The organism is Staphylococcus sp. HMSC067F07 (assembly GCF_001837405.1).
Taxonomy (GTDB): domain Bacteria; phylum Bacillota; class Bacilli; order Staphylococcales; family Staphylococcaceae; genus Staphylococcus; species Staphylococcus capitis.
The window spans coordinates 160,967-187,739 of sequence record NZ_KV832234.1; the positions used below are offsets into that span (position 1 = coordinate 160,967).

General features: G+C 33.5%; 22 protein-coding genes and 1 other RNA gene. 2 read left to right on the forward strand and 21 right to left on the reverse strand.

From position 1 onward, the window contains the following. Positions 1-3 precede the first annotated feature (3 nt). The 10 genes from HMPREF2706_RS04085 to HMPREF2706_RS04130 form a co-directional block, all read right to left on the reverse strand. A complete protein-coding gene (locus HMPREF2706_RS04085; protein WP_049427518.1) occupies positions 4-927 on the reverse strand; it encodes a peptidase U32 family protein in 924 nt (307 codons plus the stop codon). A 2-nt stretch (positions 928-929) separates the two neighbouring features. Beyond that, a complete protein-coding gene (locus HMPREF2706_RS04090; protein WP_049427516.1) occupies positions 930-1,565 on the reverse strand; it encodes an O-methyltransferase in 636 nt (211 codons plus the stop codon). Between the two features lie 404 nt (positions 1,566-1,969). Further along, positions 1,970-2,290, reverse strand: a complete 321-nt coding sequence (locus tag HMPREF2706_RS04095) for a DUF1292 domain-containing protein (protein ID WP_002436074.1) — start codon at positions 2,288-2,290, stop codon at positions 1,970-1,972. A gap of 13 nt (positions 2,291-2,303) precedes the next feature. Then, entirely contained in the window at positions 2,304-2,732 is a 429-nt protein-coding gene (gene ruvX, locus HMPREF2706_RS04100) for a Holliday junction resolvase RuvX (protein ID WP_002435990.1), read from the reverse strand. 1 nt (position 2,733) lies between these two features. After that, on the reverse strand, positions 2,734-2,994 hold the full coding sequence (locus HMPREF2706_RS04105; RefSeq protein WP_002435994.1) for an IreB family regulatory phosphoprotein: 261 nt from the start codon (positions 2,992-2,994) through the stop codon (positions 2,734-2,736). A 63-nt stretch (positions 2,995-3,057) separates the two neighbouring features. Continuing rightward, positions 3,058-5,688, reverse strand: a complete 2,631-nt coding sequence (gene alaS / locus HMPREF2706_RS04110; RefSeq protein WP_070862205.1) for an alanine--tRNA ligase — start codon at positions 5,686-5,688, stop codon at positions 3,058-3,060. A 339-nt stretch (positions 5,689-6,027) separates the two neighbouring features. Then, the gene (locus tag HMPREF2706_RS04115; RefSeq protein ID WP_049427512.1) at positions 6,028-8,478 is read right to left on the reverse strand and encodes an SF1B family DNA helicase RecD2; all 2,451 of its coding nucleotides are present in this window, start codon (positions 8,476-8,478) and stop codon (positions 6,028-6,030) included. Position 8,479: 1 nt separating this feature from the next. Continuing rightward, positions 8,480-9,148, reverse strand: a complete 669-nt coding sequence (locus HMPREF2706_RS04120) for a tetratricopeptide repeat protein (protein ID WP_049427510.1) — start codon at positions 9,146-9,148, stop codon at positions 8,480-8,482. 102 nt (positions 9,149-9,250) lie between these two features. After that, positions 9,251-10,369 (reverse strand): tRNA 2-thiouridine(34) synthase MnmA, encoded by a 1,119-nt coding sequence (gene mnmA, locus HMPREF2706_RS04125; RefSeq protein ID WP_049427509.1) that lies wholly within the window; start codon positions 10,367-10,369, stop codon positions 9,251-9,253. After that, the gene (locus HMPREF2706_RS04130) at positions 10,369-11,511 is read right to left on the reverse strand and encodes a cysteine desulfurase family protein (RefSeq protein WP_049427507.1); all 1,143 of its coding nucleotides are present in this window, start codon (positions 11,509-11,511) and stop codon (positions 10,369-10,371) included. The genes mnmA and HMPREF2706_RS04130 overlap by 1 nt, the downstream gene beginning before the upstream one ends. 260 nt (positions 11,512-11,771) lie before the next feature. Between HMPREF2706_RS04130 and HMPREF2706_RS04135 the strand changes: the two genes are divergently transcribed. Beyond that, positions 11,772-12,767, forward strand: a complete 996-nt coding sequence (locus HMPREF2706_RS04135; protein ID WP_023350159.1) for an LLM class flavin-dependent oxidoreductase — start codon at positions 11,772-11,774, stop codon at positions 12,765-12,767. Between the two features lie 53 nt (positions 12,768-12,820). Here the strand turns inward: HMPREF2706_RS04135 and HMPREF2706_RS12065 are convergent, their stop codons facing one another. After that, positions 12,821-12,961, reverse strand: a complete 141-nt coding sequence (locus tag HMPREF2706_RS12065) for an SAS049 family protein (RefSeq protein ID WP_002436115.1) — start codon at positions 12,959-12,961, stop codon at positions 12,821-12,823. A 348-nt stretch (positions 12,962-13,309) separates the two neighbouring features. After that, entirely contained in the window at positions 13,310-13,732 is a 423-nt protein-coding gene (cymR, locus tag HMPREF2706_RS04140; protein WP_002436108.1) for a cysteine metabolism transcriptional regulator CymR, read from the reverse strand. 83 nt (positions 13,733-13,815) lie between these two features. Here cymR and HMPREF2706_RS04145 point away from each other — a divergent pair, with 83 nt between their 5' ends. Then, positions 13,816-15,084 carry a replication-associated recombination protein A gene (locus HMPREF2706_RS04145; protein WP_030064671.1) on the forward strand — a complete coding sequence of 423 codons (1,269 nt, stop codon included), beginning with the start codon at positions 13,816-13,818 and terminating at the stop codon, positions 15,082-15,084. 96 nt (positions 15,085-15,180) lie between these two features. Here HMPREF2706_RS04145 and HMPREF2706_RS04150 read toward each other — a convergent pair whose 3' ends face one another. From HMPREF2706_RS04150 to recJ, 9 genes are all read right to left on the reverse strand, one after another. Beyond that, positions 15,181-15,954 carry a tRNA threonylcarbamoyladenosine dehydratase gene (locus HMPREF2706_RS04150; protein ID WP_002435982.1) on the reverse strand — a complete coding sequence of 258 codons (774 nt, stop codon included), beginning with the start codon at positions 15,952-15,954 and terminating at the stop codon, positions 15,181-15,183. A 110-nt stretch (positions 15,955-16,064) separates the two neighbouring features. After that, positions 16,065-16,255, reverse strand: a non-coding RNA gene (gene ssrS / locus HMPREF2706_RS04155) — 6S RNA. 285 nt (positions 16,256-16,540) lie between these two features. Beyond that, on the reverse strand, positions 16,541-18,307 hold the full coding sequence (gene aspS / locus HMPREF2706_RS04160) for an aspartate--tRNA ligase (protein WP_002436088.1): 1,767 nt from the start codon (positions 18,305-18,307) through the stop codon (positions 16,541-16,543). A gap of 15 nt (positions 18,308-18,322) precedes the next feature. Further along, positions 18,323-19,585 carry a histidine--tRNA ligase gene (hisS, locus tag HMPREF2706_RS04165; protein ID WP_023350155.1) on the reverse strand — a complete coding sequence of 421 codons (1,263 nt, stop codon included), beginning with the start codon at positions 19,583-19,585 and terminating at the stop codon, positions 18,323-18,325. A gap of 387 nt (positions 19,586-19,972) precedes the next feature. Continuing rightward, a complete protein-coding gene (locus HMPREF2706_RS04170; protein ID WP_002436126.1) occupies positions 19,973-20,848 on the reverse strand; it encodes an N-acetylmuramoyl-L-alanine amidase family protein in 876 nt (291 codons plus the stop codon). Then, positions 20,845-21,297, reverse strand: coding sequence for a D-aminoacyl-tRNA deacylase (gene dtd, locus HMPREF2706_RS04175; RefSeq protein WP_049427503.1), 453 nt, complete (start codon positions 21,295-21,297; stop codon positions 20,845-20,847). The genes HMPREF2706_RS04170 and dtd overlap by 4 nt, the downstream gene beginning before the upstream one ends. A gap of 13 nt (positions 21,298-21,310) precedes the next feature. Next, entirely contained in the window at positions 21,311-23,500 is a 2,190-nt protein-coding gene (locus HMPREF2706_RS04180; protein WP_002436070.1) for a RelA/SpoT family protein, read from the reverse strand. Positions 23,501-23,910: 410 nt separating this feature from the next. Beyond that, positions 23,911-24,429, reverse strand: a complete 519-nt coding sequence (locus HMPREF2706_RS04185) for an adenine phosphoribosyltransferase (RefSeq protein ID WP_002453394.1) — start codon at positions 24,427-24,429, stop codon at positions 23,911-23,913. Between the two features lie 18 nt (positions 24,430-24,447). Then, positions 24,448-26,721 carry a single-stranded-DNA-specific exonuclease RecJ gene (gene recJ, locus HMPREF2706_RS04190; RefSeq protein ID WP_070862206.1) on the reverse strand — a complete coding sequence of 758 codons (2,274 nt, stop codon included), beginning with the start codon at positions 26,719-26,721 and terminating at the stop codon, positions 24,448-24,450. Positions 26,722-26,773: the final 52 nt, after the last annotated feature.

Sequence of the window (26,773 nt, forward strand, 5' to 3'; positions counted from 1 at the left end):
CCCTTAGTAAACCGTTTGTTTATATAAGAAACCTTCATCGAATGGACGATGTTCAGGTTGAATTTCCTCTATAGGATCGATTAACATGAATTTTTCATCATCATATGCTCCAGGGTCTTCATTATATAAGTCAATTGCTTCTCTATATTGCTCTGTTACTACATTGATATAGTCTTCTGATTGTAGAACGCCATCGATTTTGAATGCGTCAATTCCCGCTTCAAAAAATGGTTCTAATTCCTCGATTAAACAAATATCATTCGGAGACATAATATGCGTTCCATTATAATCTTCAAAAACTGGATATTTGTTATCGCGTTCTTCATCATATAAAAGTAAATCTTGTTGTGCATTATTGCGCTCAATCTTCATTTGTCTGTCTTGGAATGTATAGTAATTACCTAACAACATTCGTTTCGATTGAAACATGCATGTCATTCCATGTACTTGGACTTCGATTTCAACATTAGCATTCTTTTTAATATTAATCATCTCTTCTAAGCTAAGCTCTTTAGCTAAAACAGCTCTTGATGCACCCTTTTTCCCCCAATAATTACATTGGAAATAATTTGTTACTAATGCTCCAGCATCCCAATGTAAAGGGATAGGATTTGATTGTTTTTTAACAAACATTATTACTGCTGGATCACCGAAAATAATTCGATCCACTTGAATTTGATGTAAAAAATGTATGTAATCTTCTAAAGCATCTAAATGATAATTATGAAACAAACCATTGACCGCAGCATAAACTTTTTTATTGTTTCTATGTGCTATTTCAACAGCTTCTTTCATCATTTCACGATTAAATTCTCCTGGAAGTCTTAAACCAAATTTTTGTTCACCAATAACAAATGCATCTGCACCTTTTTCTATTAGTGTTTCCATATGAGTTATTGACTTAGGAGTAACTAATAATTCAACCATAGTCATTCTCCTTTAATTGATATTGCTAAACCATCATCTATATTTAAAAAGTTAGTTGTATACCCTGATTGCTCCATTAACCACTGGTTATATTGTTGTACCTTTTTAACCATTTGACGAACATTTCTAGATCTCACAATGTCTATATTCGATACAAAACCGTGGTATAAGACATTGTCAGTTACTACAATCCCACCTTTTCTTAAAAGAGGCGTATATAACTCAAAGAACTTTTTGGATTGAGCTTTGGCTGCATCGATAAATATCATATCATATTCTCTATCATTGACTTGTTGGTATGTTTCTAGCGCATTACCTTCAATCAATCTTATTTGTTCATTGTAACCATATTGATGAAAATAATTTCGCGCCAAAGCAATCATATCTTCGTTACGTTCAATGGTAGTTACATGTATATCATTTGCTACTGAAGAAAATTGCATTGAACTATAGCCAATAGCAGCACCAATTTCTAGAATGTTTTTGGTATGATTCATTCTTATTAATTGTTTAATCATATCTAAAGTTAATTTATCTACAATAGGAACTTGATTGTCTTCTGCATAAGGTCTTAAATTCTCTATGTTTGTATCTAACTTTTGATGCAATTGAGTTAAATAGTTTTGGTTCAAATCCATTTTGAAATAACTTCCTTTATTATAAAAACTAAAAAGATTTGTAGACATAAAATAAATCAGTCCAAAATTGATTATCATTTTAATCAATATAAATGACTGATTTCTATAATGGTGCTTCTATTTCTTTCATATTAGAAGTGAATGATCGTTTCATAGAAATTAACTTTACATATTTTACCATAAATTATTAATAAATATAAGTGCGAAATATGTGATTCAATTTATTTTAGTATGTTATTAAAGTAATTATAGTTTGCGTTTTTAAGTTCGATATTACTAACTCAATTAAATAACAATAAATTAACTCATTTTTAATCAAAAAAGCTCTAAGATGTATACTAAAAACTTACATCTTAGAGCTATGAGTTTTAAACAATTAAAGCTTACATATTAATAATGAGATACTATTCATTAATCTCAGTATTTACAACCTCTTCAATCATATCCCATTCTTCATCTGTTTCGATAGGTACTAATTTACCACCATCTCCAGATTCATCAGGTTCATTAATCATAGGTACGAGTTCAATCATATCATCTTCATCAGATTGAGCACCTTCTTCGGCTAATACAACATATTCCTTTTTGAATTCAGGATGGTAAAATTCTAACATTTTACGATATAAAACTTCATTGCCGTCTTCATCGAATAAAGTTAATAATTCTTCTTCGTTATTAATGCTTAAATCTGATTCATGATTTTGTTCGTGGTTATGTTCTGTCATTTTTATATCTCCTTTATTGGATAGAGTCTAAATAGCCTTGTAATATAAACACAGCTGCCATTTTATCTATAACTTTCTTTCTCTTTTGCCTAGAAACATCTGCTTCTAGTAATGAACGTTCAGCAGCCATCGTACTTAATCGTTCATCCCACATTATAATTTCTATGGAAGGCAAGGCTTCTTGAAGTTTCTCTTTGTATTGTAACGAAGCCTCTCCTCGAAATCCAATAGAATTGTTCATATTTTTAGGTAATCCTATAACTACAGTACCGACTTGATTTTTTTTAATAATATCGACTAATTCTTCTATGCCTAATTCGTTTTGTTCTTCGTTGATACGGAGTGTGTCTAAACCTTGGGCAGTCCATCCCATTAGGTCACTTATAGCAATGCCAACAGTTTTGCTTCCTACGTCTAAACCTATAATTTTATGTTGTAACATTTTAATGGTCAGACTCTTTTAAATAATAAGAAACAAGTTCTTCCATAATCACATCTCTATCAATATGACGAATTTGATTTCTCGCTTCATTTTGGCGAGGAATATAGGCAGGATCACCAGAGAGTAAATAACCTACAATTTGATTTACTGCGTTATACCCTCTTTCTTCTAATGTACGGTGCACATTGTTAAGTACTGATTTGACATCTTCTTTTGGAATCTCTTCATAGTCAAATTTCATCGTTTTATCAAAGTTTTCCATATGTGACACTCCTTTTAATGCATATTATTATTCAAGTTAATTCTACAATATTATGAAATTAAGTTATAGATTTTTAATGTAATCTTTAATGAAGTGTAATGCTTCTGTTATGTTTTCAGGTTGTGTGCCGCCACCTTGAGCCATATCCGGACGACCACCGCCTTTACCACCTACGATAGGTGCCATGTTTTTTATAATGTCTCCTGCTTTAACTTGATCTGTAAGTGATTTAGGAACAGTAGCTATTATGGAAACTTTACCATCAACATTACTTGCTAACACAATAATCGTGTCTTGTAACTTAGATTTAAAATCATCCATCGTTGAGCGTATCGCTTTAGTGTTTGGAACTTCAACTTCAGTTGCTAATACTTTCAAGTCATTGATAACTTCAACTTGGTCTTCAACATTTCCCATTTTAAGAGAGGTGATTTCTTTGTTACGTTGTTCTAATTGTTTAAGTAATGATTTTTCTTCTTCTTGTAACTGAGTTACTTTACCAACTACTTGTTCATCTGATTTGACTTTAACATGATTTTTAATGGTATTAAATTTAGACTGAATATCTTCGAGATAAAGGAAAGCAGATTTTCCTGTTAACGCTTCGATACGTCTAACTCCTGCACCAGTACCAGATTCACTTACAATTTTAAATAAACCAATTTCTGCAGTATTACTTACATGAATACCACCACATAATTCGATAGACAATGGAGCCATATTTACTACTCGAACAATATCACCATATTTTTCACCGAAGAGAGCCATTGCCCCCATAGATTTGGCTTCATCTATACCCATTTCTTGAATACGAACATCAATGCCTCTCCATATTTCTTCATTCACTCTTCGTTCAACTTGATCTAATTCTTCTTGCGTCATTGGGCCGAAGTGCGAGAAGTCAAAACGTAATCGATCTGCTTCTACTAATGAACCTGCTTGGTTTACGTGATCACCTAATACTTCTTTTAAAGCAGCATGTAATAAATGCGTAGCACTATGATTCTTTTGAATTGCACGACGGTCTTCTTTATTAACACTAGCATCCACTTCTGCTCCAACTGTAGCTTGTCCATATTGCACAATACCTTTGTGTAGATTCTGACCATTTGGTGCTTTCGTCACTTCAGATACTGCAATTTCAAATTTATCATTTCCAATTGTACCTTCGTCTGCTACTTGGCCACCACTGACAGCATAAAATGGCGTAGCTTTTAGTGTGAAATAAACAGTCTCTCCAGCTTCCACTGACTCGACTTCTTCACCATTGTATATTAAATGCGTGATTATAGATTGGTAATCAGTTGTTTCATATCCAACAAATGTACTATCATCAGTAATATTTTTTAGCACTTCACTTTGTATTTGCATAGATTGAGAGCTTTGACGTGCTTGTCTAGCACGGTCTCTTTGCTGTTGCATTTCATTTTCAAAAGTAGTCATATCAACTGATAAACCTTCTTGAGTTGCTAATTCTTCGGTTAATTCTACAGGGAAACCATAAGTATCATACAGTTTAAATGCATCTTCCCCTTTAATTTCATGATTGTCTTTTTTAGCTTTTTCAATTAACTGATTTAGAATTGATAAGCCTTCCTCGAGTGTCTCATGGAATCGTTCTTCTTCTGACTTAGTCACTCGTTTAATAAAATCGGCTTTTTCTTTAACATTTGGATAATATGGTTCCATAATTTCAGCAACAATATCCACAAGTTTAAACATAAATGGTTCATTAATACCTAGTGATTGACTAAATCTAACTGCACGACGTAATAAACGACGTAGGACATATCCACGTCCTTCATTTGCAGGTAATGCACCATCAGCAATAGCAAACGCAATGGTTCTAATATGATCTGCAATAACTTTAAATGCTACGTCTTGCTCTTCAACTTCTAAATATTTCTTTCCTGAAACATTTTCAACTTCATTTATAATAGGCATAAATAAATCTGTTTCATAATTTGTTCTGACATTTTGCGAGATTGAAGCCATACGCTCTAATCCCATGCCAGTATCAATATTTTTATTAGGAAGTGGTGTATACGTATTGTCTTTATTATGATTAAATTCACTAAATACTAAATTCCATACTTCTAAATATCTTTCATTTTCTCCGCCAGGATACATTTCTTCAGCAGGATCATTCTGACCATATTCGTCACCACGATCATAGAAAATTTCTGTATTAGGTCCCGATGGCCCTTCGCCAATATCCCAGAAGTTACCTTCGATTCGAATAATACGAGTTTCATCTAAACCAATATCTTCATTCCAAATTTTATAAGCACCCGTATCTTCTGGATGAATTGTTACATATAATTTTTCTGGTTCCATACCCATCCATTTCTCACTAGTTAAGAATTCCCAAGCGAATTCAATTGCTTCTTGTTTAAAATAATCTCCAATTGAGAAATTTCCAAGCATTTCAAAAAATGTAAGATGTCTCGCTGTAAAGCCAACATTTTCAATATCATTAGTACGAATGGCTTTTTGTGAGTTTACAATTCTTGGCTTTCTTGGCGTCTCGCGACCATCAAAGTATTTTTTTAGTGTTGCTACACCTGAGTTAATCCATAGTAATGAATCATCATCAATAGGTACAAGTGGTGCAGAAGGTTCAATCATATGACCTTTTTCAACGAAGAAATCTAAATATTTTTGTCTAATTTCACTAGCTTTTAAATTTTTCATCTATAGAACACTCCCTTGGGAAATAAGTATTTAATAAAGAAATACGAATTTTAACTTAATGATAATCACACGAAAAATAAAAAACGTTCATCCACAAAGGGACGAACGTTATCGCGGTACCACCCTAGTTATAAGAAAAATAATAGTAGCTATAAAAGAAACTATTTATAACTTAATTAAATTTCTTACCACTTAAAATTACGTATTCTCTATGACATAAAGTAGCGTTCGGTAACATTGATTGCACTTTACACCAGCCAGTACATCTCTAAAATCAACATGTTACTTACTCATCTTTATGTGAACTTAAGTTTATTTTATTTATTTTAATGACGAATGTCAATGCTCGGCAAAATCGTAAGGCGTCATTTCTCCCATATTAATCATAGGATCAATTTTAAATATAGTGGTTTCACTAAGAACAATGTCATTTTGTGGTGCGTCAGTTGTTGCGCTCTCTTCTTCAGTTTGTGTAGTATCATGTTTTTCAGTGCTATTTACAGATGAATGACCTGAACTACCTATAACTTCTTGCTCATCACCAAAATAAGATTTTAATAAGTGATTCAACTGAGTTAAACGTTCTTGGCCTTTTGTCTTCAGTCCTATATCAAATGCTTGGGGATCCCCAAGTAAAACAAGTGATTGCTTAGCACGGGTCAGACCCGTATAAAGGATAGGTCTTTGTAACATACGAAAGTATTGTTTAACTATAGGCATAATAACAATTGGAAATTCTGACCCTTGAGATTTATGAATAGATGTACAATAAGCATGAGTAAGTTCAAGTAAGTCTTGTCGAGTAAAGGTAATTTCATTTCCTTCAAAATCTACTACTATTACATCTTTATTAAGAGCATTTTCTTTAGCCCAAAATATGCCTACAATTACACCAATATCACCATTAAATATATTGTCATTAGGTCTATTGACCAACTGAAGTACTTTATCTCCTTTACGAAATACAACATCTCCGAATTCAATTTCACGACTATCTTTTTCCTTTGGATTTAAAATAGATTGTAATACTTGATTGAGACGTTTTATTCCTGCATTACCTTTATACATAGGAGCAAGGACTTGAATATCACTCATATTATACCCTTTACTCACTGCACTTTTAACAACTTTATCTACTACATCAGGTATTTGGTCTGAAGTACAGTTAATGAAACTGCGATCGTGAAAACGTTGAGTTATATCTATGGGTTCGCCTACTTTCATACGATGTGCTAAATCAACAATACTTGAGCCATCCTGTTGGCGATACACTTCCGTAAGATTAACACGCGGAATTCTTTTAGAATCAATGAGGTCTTTAAACACTTGACCCGGTCCAACTGAAGGGAGTTGGTCTTCATCTCCTACAAATACAATTTGAGCATCTAATGGAACAGCACTTAAAAATTGATGAAATAACCATGTATCTACCATAGACATTTCATCTATAATGATAAGCCGTGCATTAATTTCATTATTTAAAATATCTTCAGGTTGTGTTTCTTGATTCCAACCTATTAAACGGTGAATTGTCATTGCTTCTAATCCAGTAGATTCCTGAAGTCTTTTAGATGCGCGTCCAGTTGGTGCAGCAAGTACAACTGGATAATCATCCTCGTTGTAATCATCATAATCTAATGATAATCCATGTATTTCTGCATAAAGCTCTACGATGCCTTTAATGACAGTAGTTTTACCAGTACCGGGACCACCAGTAAGAAGCATCACTTTTGAATTGATTGCCGTCTCTAAAGCTTCTTTCTGTGAAGTTGCATAATTTACTTGATTTAGTGACTCAATTTCACCAATATGCATTTGTAAATCTGATTGTTCGATTTCTTTTAACTTTTTATTATTAGTTTGAATACGATAAAGATTTTGAACACTCTTTAATTCCGAATAATACAAACTTGGAATTGAAACTTGTTCTTCGCTTTGAATCAATTTTTTCTCTTCAGAGAGTTGCTCAATCTTTTGCTCTAGCATTTTAGTAGAAATTACAACTTCAGAGCTATCGTTAAGCATAGTTTGCGTTGATTCAATCACATATGAATTAGGCAAATATGTATGTCCTTGTTTGATACATTCTTCTTCAAGTGTATAAAGCAATCCTGCTTTCAAACGCTCTTCAGAATCTGCTGCAATACCAATGTTTCGCGCTAATTGATCAGCTTTATTAAAACCTATTCCTTTAATATCATAAACGAGTTGATAAGGATTTTCGTCTAGTATTTTCAATGTATCTCCCATATAAAACTGATAAATTGCCATTGAAAGTTTAGGACCAAATCCTAAATCATGTAACCGAATCATTATTTTTTCTGATTCTTGATTCGAACTTATTTGTTCTGCAATCTGCTTTTGCTTTTTCTTAGGTAAACTAGGGACTTTTTCTAACACTTCAGGATTATTTAATATATCATTGATTGCATTCTCGCCTAATGCATTAACAATATTTTGAGCAGTTTTCTTTCCTATTCCTTTAAATAAATCACTAGATAAATAACTAATAATTGCATCTTTGGTTTGTGGAAGTTCCTTTTCAAAAGTTTCAGCTTTTAATTGTTTACCATAACGTGGGTGGTCGACAATTTGCCCTTTAAACGTATAGACGTCTCCTTCAACTACATTTGGAAGAAACCCTACAACAGTTGGCATGCTATCAAAGGACTCATTCGTTTCAATCGTGTCTACTTTAAGAACTGTATAGAAATTATCATTATTTTGAAATAATATAGCATCTACAGTACCTTTGATCATTGATTTATCAAAAAGTGTAGGGTCAGACATGTTACTCCTCCTCTTTCATCGTCTTAAACGTTTTTAAAGCGTGTTGACTTAATAAATGCTGTTCATCAATAGAAACTGCTTGTTCAAAATAAGCAATAGCTTCATCAACATCTTCTTTTTTCATATAGCTTGCTAGGCCGAGATTATATATAGCATCTACATGTTTAGGGTCAATTTTTAATACGTGATTTAACTGATTAATGGCTTGTTCAAACATTTCGAGCTGGCATAAGACAAGTCCATATTGAAATTGAATCTCAACATCATCGTTATCGTCTTTTTCAGCTGCAGTCATCAAGAATGGTAATGCTTCTTTAAAAGCTTCTAATTGGTTAAATGACATTCCAATCATATAATTACAATCTACAGTAGCTACATTGTTTTTTAATGCCTTTTGATATAATTTAATTGCTTCTTTAAAGCGAACTTGATTATAGTAAACATTCGCTAAATTATAATATACAGCACCATTAGACGGATCAATAGTAATCGCTTTTTGGAAGAAACGCTCGGCTTTTTCTATTTCTCCTGCATCAGATAACACAATTCCTGCATTAATGTAGTTTTCAACTGCATTAGGATTTTCTTCAATATTTTCGAAAAGCGCTTTTAAAGCATCTTCGAACTTACCATCTTTAATATATTGATAAATCTGATTCTGTTCATGCATCATTCGTACCTCGTTTCTAAATAATTATAACATGTTAAAAAAATAAAAACCGTTAACCCAAAGATAGTCATCTTATGAATTAACGGTATTCAAGTTCACGGTTTAAACTACGTAACTAAGTTGACCTTCATTTTTGTATACATCATCTATAGTAGCTCCACCTAAGCAGACTTCTTCATTGTAAAAGACAACCGCTTGTCCAGGAGTAATTGCGCGTACAGGTTGGTCGAAAGTTACACGAATTGAAGATTCATCCTCTTTTTTAACGAATACTTTTGTATCTTTCTGACGATAACGGAATTTCGCAGTACATTCGAAACCATGCTCTAAGTCAATTTCATTTTCATTAACAAATGAGAAATCTGAAGCGATTAAGTAATCACTATATAAAGCATCATGATGGAAGCCTTGCTCAACATATAAAAAATTGTCATCTAAGTTTTTACCTACAACAAACCATGGATCTCCATCTCCACCTATTCCTAAGCCATGACGTTGTCCAATTGTATAATACATTAAACCGCTATGTTGTCCCATTTTTTTACCATCTAATGTTACCATGTCACCTGATTGTGCTGGTAAATATTGCGATAAAAATTCCTTGAAGTTTCTTTCACCAATGAAACAGATTCCTGTAGAATCTTTTTTCTTGGCTGTAGCTAAATCTTGTTCTTCTGCGATTCGTCTAACTTCACTTTTTTCAATGTCACCAATTGGGAACATAACTTTAGAAAGTTGTTCTTGTGATAGTTGGTTTAAAAAGTAAGTTTGATCTTTATTATTATCTACACCGCGTAACATTTCTACATGCCCATCCTCGTGTCGACGTATACGAGCATAATGTCCAGTTGCGACATAGTCAGCACCTAATTTCAAAGCATGCTCTAAGAATGCTTTGAATTTAATTTCTTTATTACACATTACATCAGGATTTGGTGTGCGTCCTTTTTTATATTCATCTAAAAAGTAAGTAAATACTTTGTCCCAATATTCTTCTTCAAAGTTAACTGCGTAATATGGTATACCAATTTGGTTACATACTGCAATGACATCATTGTAATCTTCTGTGGCGGTACATACACCATTTTCATCAGTGTCATCCCAGTTCTTCATAAAAATACCTATAACGTCATAACCTTGCTCTTTTAATAGGTGTGCAGTTACTGAACTATCAACACCTCCAGACATACCAACGACTACGCGTATATCTTTATTTGACACTATGATTCCTCCTTAAATTTATGATAAATTTTATGAATTTCGGCTACTATATATTTAATTTGTTGTTCGTTCATTTGTTCATTAAAGCTAAATCTAACAGAATGTTTTGCACGTTCTTCATCTTCAAACATTGCTGCTAAAACATGTGACGGTGTTGTAGAACCTGCTGTGCAAGCTGACCCAGATGATACGTATACATTAGAGAGGTCTAGTAGAGTTAACATTGTTTCAACATCAATAAATGGGAAATAAAGATTTAAAATATGACCTGTTGAGTCTGTCATAGAACCATTAAGTTCGAACGGGATCACACGTTCTTGCAAACTAACTAAGAATAATTCTTTTAAATTCATTAAATGAACATTATTTGCGTCACGATGTTGAACTGCTAATTCCAAAGCTTTAGTAAGTCCAACTATTTGAGGAACATTCTCAGTACCAGCTCGACGTTTCGTTTCTTGTTCCCCACCTAGCTGATTAAATTCAAGCGGAGTATGGTCCTTTACTAAGAGTATACCAGCTCCTTTAGGGCCCCCAAATTTATGTCCAGTTACACTCATAGTATCAATTTTGAAATCATGAAAGTCAATTTCTAAATGACCAATAGCTTGTACAGCGTCAACATGGAATAACGCATTAGTTTCAGCAATAATGTCCTCAATGTCATACATATTTTGAACAGTACCAACTTCATTATTAACAAACATAATTGATACAAGAATTGTTTTATCTGTGATTGTTTCACGTAATTGATCTAAATCAACCGCTCCAGTATCATCTACATCTAAATATGTTACGTCATAGCCTTCTCGTTCAAGTTGCTCAAATACATGTAAAACGGAATGATGTTCAATTTTAGAAGTAATAATATGATTTCCTAATTGTTCATTCGCTTTTACTAATCCTTTGATTGCAGTATTATTAGATTCCGTAGCACCACTTGTAAATATCACTTCATGAGGTTTTGCACCTAATAGTTGTGCAACTTTTCGGCGTGATTGATCTAAATATTTACGTGCATCTCTACCTATTGAGTGAATAGAAGATGGATTACCATAATGTTCTTTATAGATTTCCATCATTGCATCAACGACTTCTGTTTTTACTGGTGTGGTCGCGGCATAATCTGCATAAACTTCCATGTGTGGACACTCCTCGTCATGTTATCAATGTTCCTATAATAGCACCAATACTTGCTTTTTTCTACCTTTCTGTTTATGGAAAGAATTTTTATTTCTATAATATTTTAACATCTTAAATAGTAATTTTTCGATGATTAATCTTTAATGAAACTCATTTTCCAAAAAGATGAAACCTTTCTATGCATGAGCATATAAATGTTGCATTCAATATTCAGTTGTTATACTTCAACTATTAAATTGTCATGAAAGGAAGCTATAAAATGAAAGATATTAAATTATCAGCATTAAATCTTGTACCTATTAGAGAAGGTCAAGACGATAAAGACGCTATTAATGACATGGTTAAATTAGCTCAAGGTTTAGATGAATTAGGTTACGAACGTTATTGGATAGCTGAACATCACAACGCTCCAAATTTAGTTAGTTCTGCTACGGCATTACTTATTCAACATACTTTAGAACATACGGAAAGAATTAAAGTAGGTTCAGGTGGAATTATGTTACCTAATCACGCACCACTTATAGTGGCCGAACAATTTGGCACGATGGAAACACTTTTCCCACATCGCGTTGATTTAGGTTTAGGTCGCGCGCCTGGTACAGATATGATGACTGCTAGTGCATTAAGACGTGACCAACATAATGGTGTATACCAATTTCCTGAAGAAGTCGAACAACTAGAGAAATACTTCGGACCGGGGAATCAACAAGCATATGTAAGAGCTTACCCTGCTGTAGGTAAAAATGTTCCTCTATATATACTAGGCTCTTCTACTGATTCTGCTCATGTGGCTGCTAGAAGAGGATTGCCATATGTATTTGCCGGACATTTTGCGCCTCAACAAATGAAAGAAGCTATTCAAATATATAAAGAGTTATTTGAACCTTCTGATGTGTTAAGCGAACCTTATGTCATTGTATGTTTAAATGTGATTGTTTCAGATACAGATACGCATGCAGAATATTTAGCAAGCACAATGGCTCAAGTAATGGTAAGTATTACAAGAGGCAGAATGCAACCTGTTCAACCACCAACTGATGATTTAAAAGGATTACTTACTCCGAGAGAATATGAACTAGCTAAACAACGTTTCAGTGGCTCTTTAATTGGCTCAGAGGATTCTGTTAAGCGTCAACTTGAAGGCTTTATAAAGGAATATGGAGAAATTGATGAGCTAATGGCAATAAGTTACATTTATGACCAAGATAAACAACTTGAATCTTATCAAAGATTACAAAAAGTAATTCAGTCATAATATAAAATAAAGGGAGGGCGTCTGCCCTCCCTTTATAACTGTATGGTTAAGACTTATTTGTCGTCTTTGTCTTTTTTGTCGTCGTCTCCGCCACCAGTGTATTCGTTAATTTTATCTTTTGCTTTGTTAACTTGTTCGTTATCGCTATCCTTGAATTTTTCTGCTGCTTCTTTTGCTTTATCCATGAAACTCATAAATAATAGCTCCTTTCGAATTTGAAAAATTATTTTTTGCTTATTAATAAGGTCACTTGCTTTATCTTTGACATTTACAACGAATTCATTCGTTTCGCCATAAGCACTATTTTACGGACCTTCACTTTCAAGTTCTTGGTTGATGGTAGCATTTCCAATTGACTATTTGACGTTAGCTTAAGTTTATTTAAACTTAATTTCGTCTGCCATACTTACTACCTCTTCGATGTATTAATTGTTATACCACTTGAAAATGAGGATAAACATTATTAATTAAATTTTTCTATAAAAATTTAGGATTTATGCGATTAATGAGTATATTTCTAACTTAAATAGATTACTAAAATGTTAAATATAGAACATATAGCCATCTAAATCTTCATTGGTTTCTTTATAATCAGCAAGATATTTTAAAGTTGTGTTATCTAACACATCTCGAACTGAATCTCTCATTCTCAACCATAATTGTTTCTGTGCAGGTGGTTCAGATTCAATACTTTCTACAAACGTAATCGGACCTTCAAGTAAGCGAATAATATCGCCTGCTGTGATTTCATCAGCTGGTACTCTAAGTTGATAACCACCTTTAGCACCACGCACACTTCGAATTAATCCAGCATTTCTTAAAGGGCCGACTAATTGTTCAAGATATAAATCACTTAGTTTATTTTCTTCAGCAATAGACTTTAAAGATACACAACCTTGACCTTCTCTTTTAGCAAGAGAAATCATCAATGTTAATCCGTATCTCCCTTTTGTTGATATTTTCATTGTATAACCTCACTTAATTCGAATTATATATTCCCATTCTATCATTTTTTACGTTAAGATAATATTAGAAAGGTGTGACAAATGTGAGTACAGAACCTCTAGCGTCTCGAATGAGGCCTATGAATATAGATGAGATTATATCACAACAGCATCTCGTTGGTCCTAAAGGTATTATTAGAAGAATGGTTGAGACTAAACGACTTTCTTCCATGATATTTTATGGACCTCCAGGTATTGGTAAAACGAGTATTGCCAAAGCCATTTCTGGAAGTACGCAGTTTAAATTTAGACAATTAAATGCTGTAACAAATACTAAAAAGGATATGCAAATGGTTGTTGAAGAAGCCAAAATGTCTGGCCAAGTCATCTTGCTACTTGATGAGATACACCGTTTGGATAAAGCAAAGCAAGACTTTCTTTTGCCTCATTTAGAAAATGGCAAAATTGTCTTGATAGGAGCCACAACGTCTAATCCATATCATGCAATTAACCCAGCTATCCGTTCTAGAGCTCAAATTTTTGAACTTTATCCTTTAGATGACCATGATGTAAGAATTGCACTTGATCGTGCAATTGAGGATAGTGATAGAGGTCTTAAAAGTTATCATCCCATTGTAGACGAAGATGCTATGGAGTACTTTTCCACTCAAAGCCAAGGTGATGTAAGAAGTGCCCTAAATGCTTTAGAGTTAGCAGTTCTAAGTGCAGAGGTAGTTGAAAACCAACGTCACATTACATTAGATGATGCTAAAGATTGTTTACAAAAAGGTGCTTTTGTGAGCGATAAAGATGGGGATATGCACTATGATGTAATGAGTGCTTTTCAGAAATCAATTCGAGGTAGTGACGTTAATGCAGCATTACATTATTTAGCACGACTTATTGAAGCTGGCGACTTACCTACCATTGTAAGGCGTTTATTAGTCATTAGTTACGAAGATGTTGGCCTAGCTTCACCCTCTGCGGGGCAACGAACATTAGCGGCAATTCAGTCAGCTGAACGTCTTGGATTTCCTGAAGCTAGAATTCCACTTAGCCAAGCTGTGATAGAACTGTGTTTATCACCTAAATCTAATTCAGGAATCACAGCTATAGATAGTGCTTTGAGTGATATCAGAAAAGGTTTAGTAGGACAAATACCAGACTATTTAAAAGATGGTCATTACTCTGGCGCTAAAGACTTAGGAAGAGCAATTGGCTATAAATATCCTCACAATTATGAAAATGGTCACGTCGTGCAACAATATTTACCAGACAAACTTAAAAATAGAATTTACTATGAACCTAAAACAACGTCTAAGAGTGAGCAACAATTTAAAGATGTTTATGAAAATTTATTAAACAAAAAATAAAAGTTAGCTATATTCCAATAATAAGATAGTTGAATAGTAGTTATATGCAACTTCTGTTCAATCTATCCTATGGAATATAAGCTAACTTTTTTGAGGTTACTGACCTTTATCTTTAATACGTCTAACTGGAATATCTTTTAAAATATCATTAATAACATAGCTTGCACATATGAGTCCTACCACACTTGGTACAAAGGCGTTAGATGAAGGTGGCATTTGACCTTTACGATTAATCGCATTTTTATCGCCAACAGTTTCTTTTACATCCTCACGAATCACAATTGGACTTTCATCAGAGAATACGACTTTGACTCCTTTTCTAATGCCTTGTCTTTTTAATCTATTTCTAATCACCTTGGCCATTGGATCTGTATGCGTTTTAGAAATATCTGCAATTTCAAAACGTGTAGGATCCGTTTTATTTGCTGCACCCATACTTGAAATCATATCAATTCCACGCTCTAGACATTCTTTCATAAGGTGTACTTTATAAATAATGGTATCACTCGCATCAATAAAGTAGTCTATATGATAATTATTAAAAATTTGTTCATATGTTTCTTCTGTATAAAACATATGAAGCGACGTTACTTTACAATCTGGATTAATCAATTTAATTCGCTCTTCCATAAGCGTGACCTTACTTTGACCTATCGTAGATGTTAATGCATGAATTTGTCTATTAACGTTTGTAATATCAACATCATCTTTGTCAATAAGTATAATATGACCAATATTTGTTCTAGCAAGTGCTTCTGCAGCGAAAGATCCGACTCCTCCGATACCAAGAACTGCTACAGTTTTATTTTTTAATAAATCTAAGCCTTCTTGACCAATTGCCAATTCATTTCTGGAAAATTGATGTTTCATTCTGTACTCCTTTATCAAACTAAACCTTAATTAGCTTTTCATTTATGTATGTATATTCATCATTGTAAAAATTCACATAAAAATACGCAAGACCGAAGTCTTGCGTATCGATAGAGTCCGTAGGTGCCGTAGTTGTAAATAGCTTGATCATTCGGCCTGCTATATACAGGTGGGTGCCCTGTTTCTCGTTTTGCAAGTCCTCCTATAGAGGCGTGTGCGCTGCGAGAAAACCTATTGGGCTCCCTGATCAAAGAGTGTTAGGCCCAAATAAAAAGCAAACTTACGTACACCACAGATGACTATCTTATGAAATAATCTTACCACAAATTCGAATTTAAAGAAATTTTTAAACTCAAAGTATCAACTTTTTTATGTCTAAATTTTTAACTTTAGTAAGCGGTATTGAGTTTTCATCTAGGTCCACATTGCTCGTGGGATTTCTTTTTGAAATCCTTTATGTTGGGGCCCCTTTGTCCCGACTTGCATTGCTCGAGGGATTTCTTATCGAAATCCTTTGTGTCGGGAGCCTAACCCCAACTTGCATTGCTCGTAGAATTTCTTTTTGAAATTCTTTATGTTGGGGCCCCTAGTGTCTGATTCGTAGTGAGAGTTCTTCTAGTTGTTTGTCTGATACTTCTCCTGGTGCGTCTGTTAATAGGCATGTTGCTGATGCTGTTTTAGGGAATGCGATTGTATCTCTTAGGTTTGTTCTGTTAGTGAGTAACATCACTAGTCTGTCTAATCCTAATGCTATACCGCCGTGTGGAGGTGCACCGTATTTAAATGCATCAAGTAAGAAGCCGAATTGTTCTTTTGCTTGTTCAGTAGAGAACCCTAAAACTTCGAACATTTTTTGTTGTAATTCACCATCATGTATTCTTATTGATCCCCCACCAAGCTCATAACCATTTAATACGATATCGTATGCGTTTGCTTGAACATTTTCAGGTTCAGAATCTAGTTTAGAAATATCTTCTTGTTTAGGAGATGTGAATGGATGATGTGCAGCAACATAACGTTTAGCATCTTCATCATATTCAAGTAATGGCCAATCAGTTACCCATAAGAAGTTTAATTTAGACTCGTCGATTAATCCTAATTCTTTGGCCAATTTAATACGTAATGCTCCTAAACTTTGAGCAACCACACTAGGTTTATCGGCTACAAACATAACTAAATCACCAGGTTTAGCTCCAGTCAATGTTTTTAATGTTTCTACATTAGCATCTTCAAAGAATCTAGCGATTGGGCCACTTAAGCCATCTTCGACTACTTTAACCCAAGCTAATCCTTTAGCACCGTAAATATTTACAAATTCAGTTAATGAATCCATATCTTTACGTGTATATTGATCCGCAGCACCTTCAGCAACAATTGCTTTAATTTCGCCTTCATTTTCAACAGTATCTTTAAAGACTTTGAAATCCATGTCTTTACCTAATTGAGATACATTAATGAGTTCCATATCAAAGCGTGTATCAGGTTTATCTGAACCATATCGGTCCATAGCTTCAGCGTATGTCATACGTGGGAACGGTCCCTCTACATCGATACCTTTAACATCTTTAACAACTTTACGTAACATCTCTTCGCCCATTGAAATAACGTCTTCTTGATCAACAAAACTCATTTCAATATCTACTTGCGTAAACTCAGGTTGACGGTCTGCACGTAAATCTTCATCACGGAAACACTTAACGATTTGATAATATTTATCAAAACCACTTATCATTAATAATTGTTTAAACAGCTGAGGTGATTGAGGTAAAGCGTAAAATTCACCTTCATGAACACGTGAAGGTACTAAATAGTCACGAGCACCTTCTGGTGTAGATTTAGTTAATACTGGCGTTTCTATATCGAAGAAGCCATTATCATCTAAATATTGACGAATTGAACGTGTTGTTTGATGTCTCATTTTGAAAGTTTGAGCTAATTCTTGTCTACGTAAATCTAAATATCTATATTTTAAGCGGATGTTCTCGTCTACATTGACGTTTTCTTCGTTAATTGCAAACGGAGGCGTTTCTGACTTATTAATAATCTCTATATTTGAAACTTGAACTTCTACTTGACCTGTTTTAATTTTAGGATTAATTGTTTCTGGGTCACGTTTAGTAACAACACCTTGTACTTCTACAACATACTCAGAACGTACTGTTTCAGCTACTTTTAAGGCCTCTTCTGAAAAGTCCGGATTGAAAACGATTTGAACAATACCTTCACGATCTCTTAAATCTACGAAAATTAATCCTCCGAGATCACGGCGATTGTGTACCCATCCTTTTAAAGTTACCTTTTCATCTAATAAATCTTCTGTGACTAAACCACAATATGTTGTTCTCTTACTCAAAGTTATACTCCCTTTCTACTTTTTAAAATAATTAATTAACTGATCAAGTTGTATATTTTCTGACTCGCCTGTAGTCATATTTTTAATTGCAATGGAATTATTCTCAAGTTCTTGATCGCCAATGACAATTGTATATTTTGCATTTAATCTATCGGCTTGTTTCATTTGTCCTTTAATTTTTCTATTGAGATAATCTTTATCAGCTTTCACACCATTTTTTCGTAAGTCATTTAAAAGCTTCACTGCATAACGATCAGCTTCCTCACCCATCGTTACGATAAATAAATCAAAGTTTTCTTCAATATCTAACTCAATACCTTCTTCTTCTAGTGCAAGTAAGAGTCTTTCAATACTTAAAGCAAATCCAATACCAGTTTCACTTGGTCCATCTAATAACTGTAGTAAACCATTATAACGACCGCCACCGCATAATGTAGTGATAGCTCCATCATAGTTTGGATTATCCATCATAAGTTCAAATGCTGTGTGAGTATAATAATCCAGGCCTCTTACTAGATTTGGGTCTTCTACGTAAGGAATATTTAAGTCATCTAAATGATGTTTTACTTGTTCATAGTATGCTTTAGAATCGTCATTAAGATAATCTGTTATACGAGGTGCGGTTTTGATTGCTTCTTTGTCTCTGTCAATTTTACAATCTAAAATACGCATCGGATTTGTGTGCAAACGAGATTGGCAGTCTGAACAAAACGTATCAATAACAGGTTCAAAATGATTAACAAGCGCTTCGTTATATTCTTTTCGTGATTCACTATCACCGATACTATTAATAACGAGTTTAAGATGTTTTAAACCAAAAGATTCGTAAATGTGCATTACCATAGCTAAAACTTCAGCATCTATACTCGGATTTTCAGCACCAATCGCCTCTACACCAAATTGATTAAATTGACGATAACGTCCTTTTTGTTTACGTTCATATCTGAACATAGGACCGTTATAATATAATTTAACAGGTTGATTAGGATTACCTTGCATTTTATGTTCTATATAAGAACGAACAACCGCTGCAGTACCTTCAGGTCGTAAAGTTAAACTACGATCTCCTTTGTCTTTAAAGGTATACATCTCTTTTTGAACTACATCGGTAGAATCGCCAACACCTCTTGCGAATAGTTCAGTACTTTCAAATATAGGTGTGCGAATTTCTTTATAATTATATAATTCCATGAGTTCATCTAATTTATTCTCAATGTGGCGCCATTTGATTGAATCTTCAGGTAAGATATCTTGTGTGCCTCTTGGAATCTTGATCATATCATTGTCTCCTTTGTCGTTAGTTTCAGAATAGGTCATCATGACGACTAAGGTGATGATTATCCCCAATTAAGAAAATAAAAAGTCCCTTGTATAGTTTAAAACTATACAAGGGACGTAATAACCGTGTTGCCACCCTAATTGATCAGTCTCTTAATAAGAGCTTGACCCACTCAATACGCTTAACGTGCGTAAGCCGACATTAGTTTCCTAAAGTACCTCTTCTTGTGTTCAAGAATTAAACTACTCAGTACAATCTTACAGCCTAGGATTGTATTTCTACGCAATACTTTGCTACCTTTTTCGTTTAATCTTCCAAGAATAATAATGGTTTTATTTATAAAGTTCATTAATTATGATAACGAGTTTTATTTTAATTTGCAAGTTCTATGATGAGAAATATTGTTTAAGACCATCAACTACTGCTTGCTCTACGACATGACGATGTAGTTGGTCTTTAATCATATTTTCATCGGTTGGATTACTAATATATCCGAGTTCTAACAATACAGCTGGCACATCAGTTTGTCGGAGTACTTGATAATTCTGTTGTCGCGCACCTCTATTAGTAAGCAAGGCTTTTTTCTGGATATTAGAATTTAATGTTTGAGCGAGCGATTCTTGATTATCTTGTAACCAATAAACGGTTGCACCGTTAGCATTAGAGGAATCTAAAGAGTCATTATGTATACTGATAAATGCGTCACCTTTTATATTTCTATCATCTAAAGACACATATTTATCTGTGGTGCGAGTCATTTTGACTTTGGCACCTTCTTTTTCAAGTAATTTTTTAAGTTCTTTAGCAGTTTTCAAAGTGTAATTCTTTTCTAAACTTTTAGAGGGGGTGTTACTTGATGCACCCTGGTCACTACCACCATGACCAGGATCAAGTACAATTGTTTTACCTTTAAGAGGATTAGAAGCTTTAGAGTTGTCAGCATGTATATTTAAGTTAGTATGCCAACCGGCAACCCAGCCTTTTTCTGTTCCAGCCCGATTTTGGACTTCTATCCATTTACCTTGTTTATCTACTTTCTTAAAGCTATCACCTTTTTCAATTTTGTAAATGATAGGATAGGCTGCATTAGGACCTGTTCTTAATTCAGCATTTTCAGTGATTGTAATCTGACCAGTATCCTCATCACCTTGATTGAGAAACATAAATAACAAGATAATAAATAGAATGAATGCTATGACTACTACAAGTGTAAGCCAATTTTTTAGGCCATGTCGTGTTAACCAAGCATCTATTTTGTTCATAGAATTTTTCCATCCTGTGATTCATAGATTATAGTAACAGGACCATCGTTGTTAATTTCAACATTCATGTGTGTACCAAATTCGCCTGTTTTAACAGTTAAACCGTATGATTCTAATTCCTCATTAAATCTTTCATAAAGTTGTTTCGCTTCTTCAGGGCTTTTTGAATTTGAAAATCCAGGACGATTACCTTTCTTAACATCTGCATAAAGTGTGAATTGAGATACAGATAAGATTTGTCCATCAACTTGTTGAATATTAAGGTTTAATTTGTTATTTTCATCTTCAAATAATCGAGCGTTAGCAATTTTTTTGGCAACGATTTTGATATCTTCTTCAGTAGAATCTTTGCCTACACCTACTAGTAAACAAAATCCTCTCTCGATTTCATTATCGATAGAATCATTTATTACTCTTGCATGTTTAACTCTTTGTACAATTATCTTCATTTCTTTTGCACCTCTAGTTCCAAACTCTCGATACTGTATATACGTCACCTAGTTGTTTTATCTTTTCAACGACGCGATAAACATCGTTAACATTTTTCACCATCACGCTAATATTTATCACAGCATTTTTGTCTACATCAGAACGACCTGAAACTTTAATTAAACTACCTGCTGTCGAATTAACAGCTTGTAGCACTTCATTAAGTAAACCATTTCTATCGTATGCTGTCACTTCTAAATCAACTTGATAACGTTGAGTTGAATCTTTAGATTTAACCCACTCTACAGAAATCAACCGGTCTGTCTCGTTTTTTATATTTGGACAATCTGTACGGTGAACTTTTATACCGTGACCTTTGGTGATATATCCTACAATATCATCACCAGGTATAGGATTACAACATTTTGACAGTTTGATAAGGACGTTTTCTAATCCTTCAACATATACACCACTGTCAGTAATAATATCTTCTTTAATAGGAACTGATTTTGTAACTTCTTGGGCTTCATTTAAAGCTTTCTGTTTATCTAATATTCGTTGTTTTTCAGTTAGTTTATTAACAATTTGTACGGAAGTTACGCCACCAAATCCTACAGCCGCAAATAAATCCTCGTCGTTTGCAAAATGATACTTATCATTTACAACCTCTAAATTCTTTTCGGTTAAAACATCTTCAACACGGAATCCCTGTTCCTTTATTTCTGCTTCAACCATAAATTTACCTTTTTCAATATTTGAGGAGCGGTCTTGTTTTTTAAAGAAACTTTTAATCTTACTTTTCGCACTTGAAGATTTTACGATTTTCAACCAATCACGACTCGGTCCATATGAGTGTTTACTGGTACGTATTTCAATGATATCACCTGTTTGTAGTACATAATCAATAGGTACAATTTTGCCATTTACTTTTGCACCGATCATTTTATTACCTACTTCACTATGTATGGCATAAGCGAAATCAATAGGCACTGCTCCATATGGCAATTCAATAACGTCACTCGCAGGTGTAAACGCATAAACTTTGTCGCTTTGTAAATCGTATTTTAAAGACTCCATAAATTCTTGAGCATCAGTGGAGGTATGATCTGTTTCAGCTAGTTCTTTTAACCAATTAAGTTTGTTTTGGAAATCTTGAGTTTTCTCATTAACCGTTTTTCCCTCTTTATAAGCCCAGTGAGCCGCTACACCGTGTTCGGCAATTTCATGCATTTCATATGTTCTAATTTGTATCTCGAGTGGATCACCATTAGGACCTACAACTGTAGTATGAAGAGATTGATACATATTTTGTTTTGGCATAGCTATATAATCTTTAAACCTACCCGGCATAGGTTTCCATAATGTATGAACAAGACCTAAAATGGCGTAACAATCATTAATTGAATTAACAATGATACGTATTGCTAATAAATCAAAAATTTGATCAAATTGTTTTTTCTGTTTCATCATTTTACGATAAATACTATAAATATGTTTAGGTCTACCATTAATCTCACCAGAAAGGTTCATTTTTTCCATTTCTGCTTCAATTTTGTTTATCGCATTATCTATATATGCTTCACGTTCACTACGTTTTTTCTTCATTAGATTTACAATACGGAAGTATTGGACGCTATCAATATATCTTAATGCTGTATCTTCTAATTCCCATTTGATTGTGTTAATACCTAAACGATGCGCAAGTGGAGCATATATCTCCAAAGTTTCCTTTGAAATTCTGACTTGTTTCTCTCTAGGCATTGCTTTCAATGTTCTCATATTATGCAGACGGTCTGCTAACTTCACTAAAATAACTCGAACATCTTTAGCGATGGCTATAAATAGTTTTCTATGGTTTTCAGCTTGTTGCTCTTCTTTAGAGCGATATTTAACTTTTTTAAGTTTTGTTACACCATCTACAATACGAGCAACCTCTTCATTGAACATATCTTTAACATCTTCAAATGTATAAGGCGTGTCTTCTATGACATCATGTAGGAAGCCGGCTACGATTGTAGGCCCATCGAGTCTCATCTCAGTTAATATACCTGCAACTTGAATAGGATGCATGATATAAGGTAAGCCATTTTTTCTAAACTGACCCTGATGGGCTTCATAAGCGATATGATAACTTTTAAGTACATATTCATATTCACTTGCCGATAAATATGATTTAGCTTTATGAAGAACCTCATCCGCACTATATGGATATTCGTTGTTCAAATTATGACACCCCACTCAAATTTATTACTATTACATACCTTAGTATTTAAACGCTAAATAAACGAGTTAATTTATTTGCTTTTATAGGTTTTTGATTTTGAAAATTAAAATATAATATATTTGTAAAATTCTGATTATATAAAATCTATGTCCTTATCTATACAATAAGTAATACTTACTTCCACTTTACTATAACTTTTACCCTAACTTAAATAAGGTAGTTCACTTTAATTTAAATAATAGTTCTATGATACTACAATTTTTTAAATAAATAAACGTGGGTAGACTTTAAAGCTTACAATCTATTTATTAAATTTCGCTAAAATAAGGTTACTTTTGCAAATATAAAAAAGCTATATCCTGTATTAAAATTTAAATAATACAAGATATAGCTTTGAACATAACTTTAGTTATTCATCATATGAAATAAGACTCATGACATCATAATCTTTTATCTTTTCAATACCATGTAGATATTTTAATTCGATAATAAATGCAATACCTACAACGATGCCACCTAATTTCTCTACAAGTTTAATTGCCGCTTCAATTGTACCACCCGTAGCGAGTAAATCGTCTGTAATCAACACACGTTGACCTGGTTTAATCGCATCTTTGTGCATAGTTAAAATGTTTGTACCGTACTCTAAACTATATTCGTAACGAATAACCTCTCTAGGTAATTTACCTTCTTTACGCACAGGAGCAAATCCAATCCCCATAGAGTATGCCACTGGACAACCAATAATAAATCCTCTAGCTTCTGGCCCTACTACAACATCAACATCTCTTTCTCTCGCATACTCCACGATTTGATCAGTCGCGTATCCATATGCTTTACCATTATCCATAATTGTAGTTATATCTTTAAAACTTACTCCCGGTTTTGGCCAATCTTGAACTTCTGAGACATATTGTTTTAAATCCATTAAATTTCCTCCTAAATTTTAACTCAATTGAGACTTTATCCATTTTTTAATATTTGAAAAGTCATCGTACAGTAATCTTTTTTCTACTTCTATTCGAGATTGTCTTAATTGGTAAAGACGACTCGTCTCGATATCTTTTTTACTAGAGTGTGAATTTATTTTAATAAGACCATCCTCGTTGTAAATAAAATTAAGCTCATTAAAAACTTTAAGCATAAACTTTAATATTTCTGGCTTAACTTTTAAAAACTCACACAACATCATACCCTCTTTAGCTAAATTTGTTTCTTGTTTGTTAATTAAAGCTTTAAAACATTCTTTAAATAATGCTTTGCTTGGCATACCTTCAAAATAAATTGATTGATCATGTTGTAAAACAAGATAAAGCTGGGAAAATTGTAATTGTTTAAGCGTTTCTTCAATTTCATTCATTGTTGTAGGTAAATCTCTGAGAACTACTTTATCATATTGTGATTCTATAGTTTCACTATAATAATAATGATGCTCATTGGGTTTATCCTTTTTAGGATGAATCACATATGCTGTATTAGAATTATTTTCAGTGAATTGAAGATGCTTACGTTTGCTTCGATAATCTAAGATTTGTATTGTTTCTGTAGCAATATCTTGAATAATTAATTGGGGTGATTGATTTCCATTCCATTCATTGATTTGAAGGTTACCTATTAAATTAAGTGGTTGCCCCATTTCAATTTCTTTAGCAAGATGTCCATAACTCCAGTAAAGTGCCGCTAATTGATTCTCTCCAAGTGCCACTTTTAAATGTTTACCTTCCTGGCCAATAGCTTTAATCGATTTAACATTTAAATCATTAACTTCAAATGTAGGACTATTAAAGTCTGTACCAAATGGACGCAATTTTTGTATATCTTGAATATTTTTAACAGTAATTTCACTTTCATTGAGCAGTACATCTACATGTTTACGTGGTGCTAAAGATGTTGATTCTGAAAGTTGCTTCATCCATTCGTTAAGACCTTTTCGTAGTTCATCAATATTTTCTATATCCATAGTCATACCAGCAGCCATATGATGACCACCAAATTTAGTAATTAAATCCTGATGAGCATTTAAAATTTCAAACATTGACACCTGGTCTATCGAGCGTGCAGAGCCTTTAGCATGATTTTGCTCTAAATCAATATTCAAGATTAGAGTTGGCAGAGCATAAGTTTCAACAATCTTAGATGCTACAATACCGAGTACTCCTTCATGCCAATTCTCTTTAGCTAATAATAAAAATAAATTTCCTTGTTGAACTTGTTCCTCAGCTAATGAAAGCGCCTCTTCAGTAATTTCTGCTACAATATCTTTTCTTTCTTGATTGAAATGCTCCACTTGTTCAGCTAAAAATTCTGCTTCCTCAAACTCATCTACCATTAATAATTCAGCAGCTAGTGATGCATCTTCTAATCTACCTACCGCATTGAGTCGAGGTCCAATGATAAACCCAATTGTTTCTTCGTTGATTTGATCATTATAACCTGCTTGTTTCAATATAGCATTGATAGAAACAGGTGTCTGATCATTTAATATTTTCAATCCTCTTTTAACTATTGAACGATTTTCATCTGTTAAAGACACTAAATCTGCAATCGTTCCTATAGCTGCTAATGCTATAAATTGCTGAGGTGGATGACTTAATAAAGCTTGCGATAACTTATATGCCACACCAGCACCACAAAGATATTTGAACGGATAGTCAAAATCCGGGTGCATTGGATGTACAATGGCTAATGCCTCTGGTAAAGTACGTCCAATCTCATGATGATCTGTCACAATGACATCCACACCGAGGTCTTGAACCATTTTAATTTCATCATGCCCTTGTATTCCATTATCCATTGTTATGATTAGTGAGATCCCCTCATCATATGCATTACGAAAGGCATGTTCATTAGGTCCATAACCTTCAGAGAACCGATTAGGAATATACCATCCTACTTGAGCACCCAATTGCTGTAATGTATTAACAAGAATAGTTGTTGAAGTGACACCATCAGCATCATAATCGCCATAGACTAAAATACGTTCATTTTTATCAATAGCTAAATTTATGCGATCAATTGCTTTTTGCATATCACTTAATAACCAAGGATCATGGTCAAGTACTTTATCTTCTAATACATCTAAAATATTATTTTCTTGAACTAGATTCTTGCTTTCCAAAACTTTTTTTACAATAGGTGAAAGTTTAAGTTTCTTAGCAAGATCATCTGTTATGTATTCAGTTGGCTGGGCTAAATCCCAATGATATCTTGATTTAATCATAACAATCGTCCTCATTTCCAAAAGTCATTATACCGAACTTTATTTAAAATAA

Bases quoted from the DNA above. Each gene is read 5' to 3' on its own strand.
- HMPREF2706_RS04085 (WP_049427518.1), bottom strand. From the start codon at position 927: ATGGTTGAATTATTAGTTACTCCTAAGTCAATAACTCATATGGAAACA.
- HMPREF2706_RS04090 (WP_049427516.1), bottom strand. From the start codon at position 1,565: ATGGATTTGAACCAAAACTATTTAACTCAATTGCATCAAAAGTTAGAT.
- HMPREF2706_RS04095 (WP_002436074.1), bottom strand. From the start codon at position 2,290: ATGACAGAACATAACCACGAACAAAATCATGAATCAGATTTAAGCATT.
- ruvX (WP_002435990.1), bottom strand. From the start codon at position 2,732: ATGTTACAACATAAAATTATAGGTTTAGACGTAGGAAGCAAAACTGTT.
- HMPREF2706_RS04105 (WP_002435994.1), bottom strand. From the start codon at position 2,994: ATGGAAAACTTTGATAAAACGATGAAATTTGACTATGAAGAGATTCCA.
- alaS (WP_070862205.1), bottom strand. From the start codon at position 5,688: ATGAAAAATTTAAAAGCTAGTGAAATTAGACAAAAATATTTAGATTTC.
- HMPREF2706_RS04115 (WP_049427512.1), bottom strand. From the start codon at position 8,478: ATGTCTGACCCTACACTTTTTGATAAATCAATGATCAAAGGTACTGTA.
- HMPREF2706_RS04120 (WP_049427510.1), bottom strand. From the start codon at position 9,148: ATGCATGAACAGAATCAGATTTATCAATATATTAAAGATGGTAAGTTC.
- HMPREF2706_RS04130 (WP_049427507.1), bottom strand. From the start codon at position 11,511: ATGGAAGTTTATGCAGATTATGCCGCGACCACACCAGTAAAAACAGAA.
- HMPREF2706_RS04135 (WP_023350159.1), top strand. From the start codon at position 11,772: ATGAAAGATATTAAATTATCAGCATTAAATCTTGTACCTATTAGAGAA.
- HMPREF2706_RS12065 (WP_002436115.1), bottom strand. From the start codon at position 12,961: ATGAGTTTCATGGATAAAGCAAAAGAAGCAGCAGAAAAATTCAAGGAT.
- cymR (WP_002436108.1), bottom strand. From the start codon at position 13,732: ATGAAAATATCAACAAAAGGGAGATACGGATTAACATTGATGATTTCT.
- HMPREF2706_RS04150 (WP_002435982.1), bottom strand. From the start codon at position 15,954: ATGAAACATCAATTTTCCAGAAATGAATTGGCAATTGGTCAAGAAGGC.
- hisS (WP_023350155.1), bottom strand. From the start codon at position 19,585: ATGATCAAGATTCCAAGAGGCACACAAGATATCTTACCTGAAGATTCA.
- HMPREF2706_RS04170 (WP_002436126.1), bottom strand. From the start codon at position 20,848: ATGAACAAAATAGATGCTTGGTTAACACGACATGGCCTAAAAAATTGG.
- dtd (WP_049427503.1), bottom strand. From the start codon at position 21,297: ATGAAGATAATTGTACAAAGAGTTAAACATGCAAGAGTAATAAATGAT.
- HMPREF2706_RS04185 (WP_002453394.1), bottom strand. From the start codon at position 24,429: ATGGATTTAAAACAATATGTCTCAGAAGTTCAAGATTGGCCAAAACCG.
- recJ (WP_070862206.1), bottom strand. From the start codon at position 26,721: ATGATTAAATCAAGATATCATTGGGATTTAGCCCAGCCAACTGAATAC.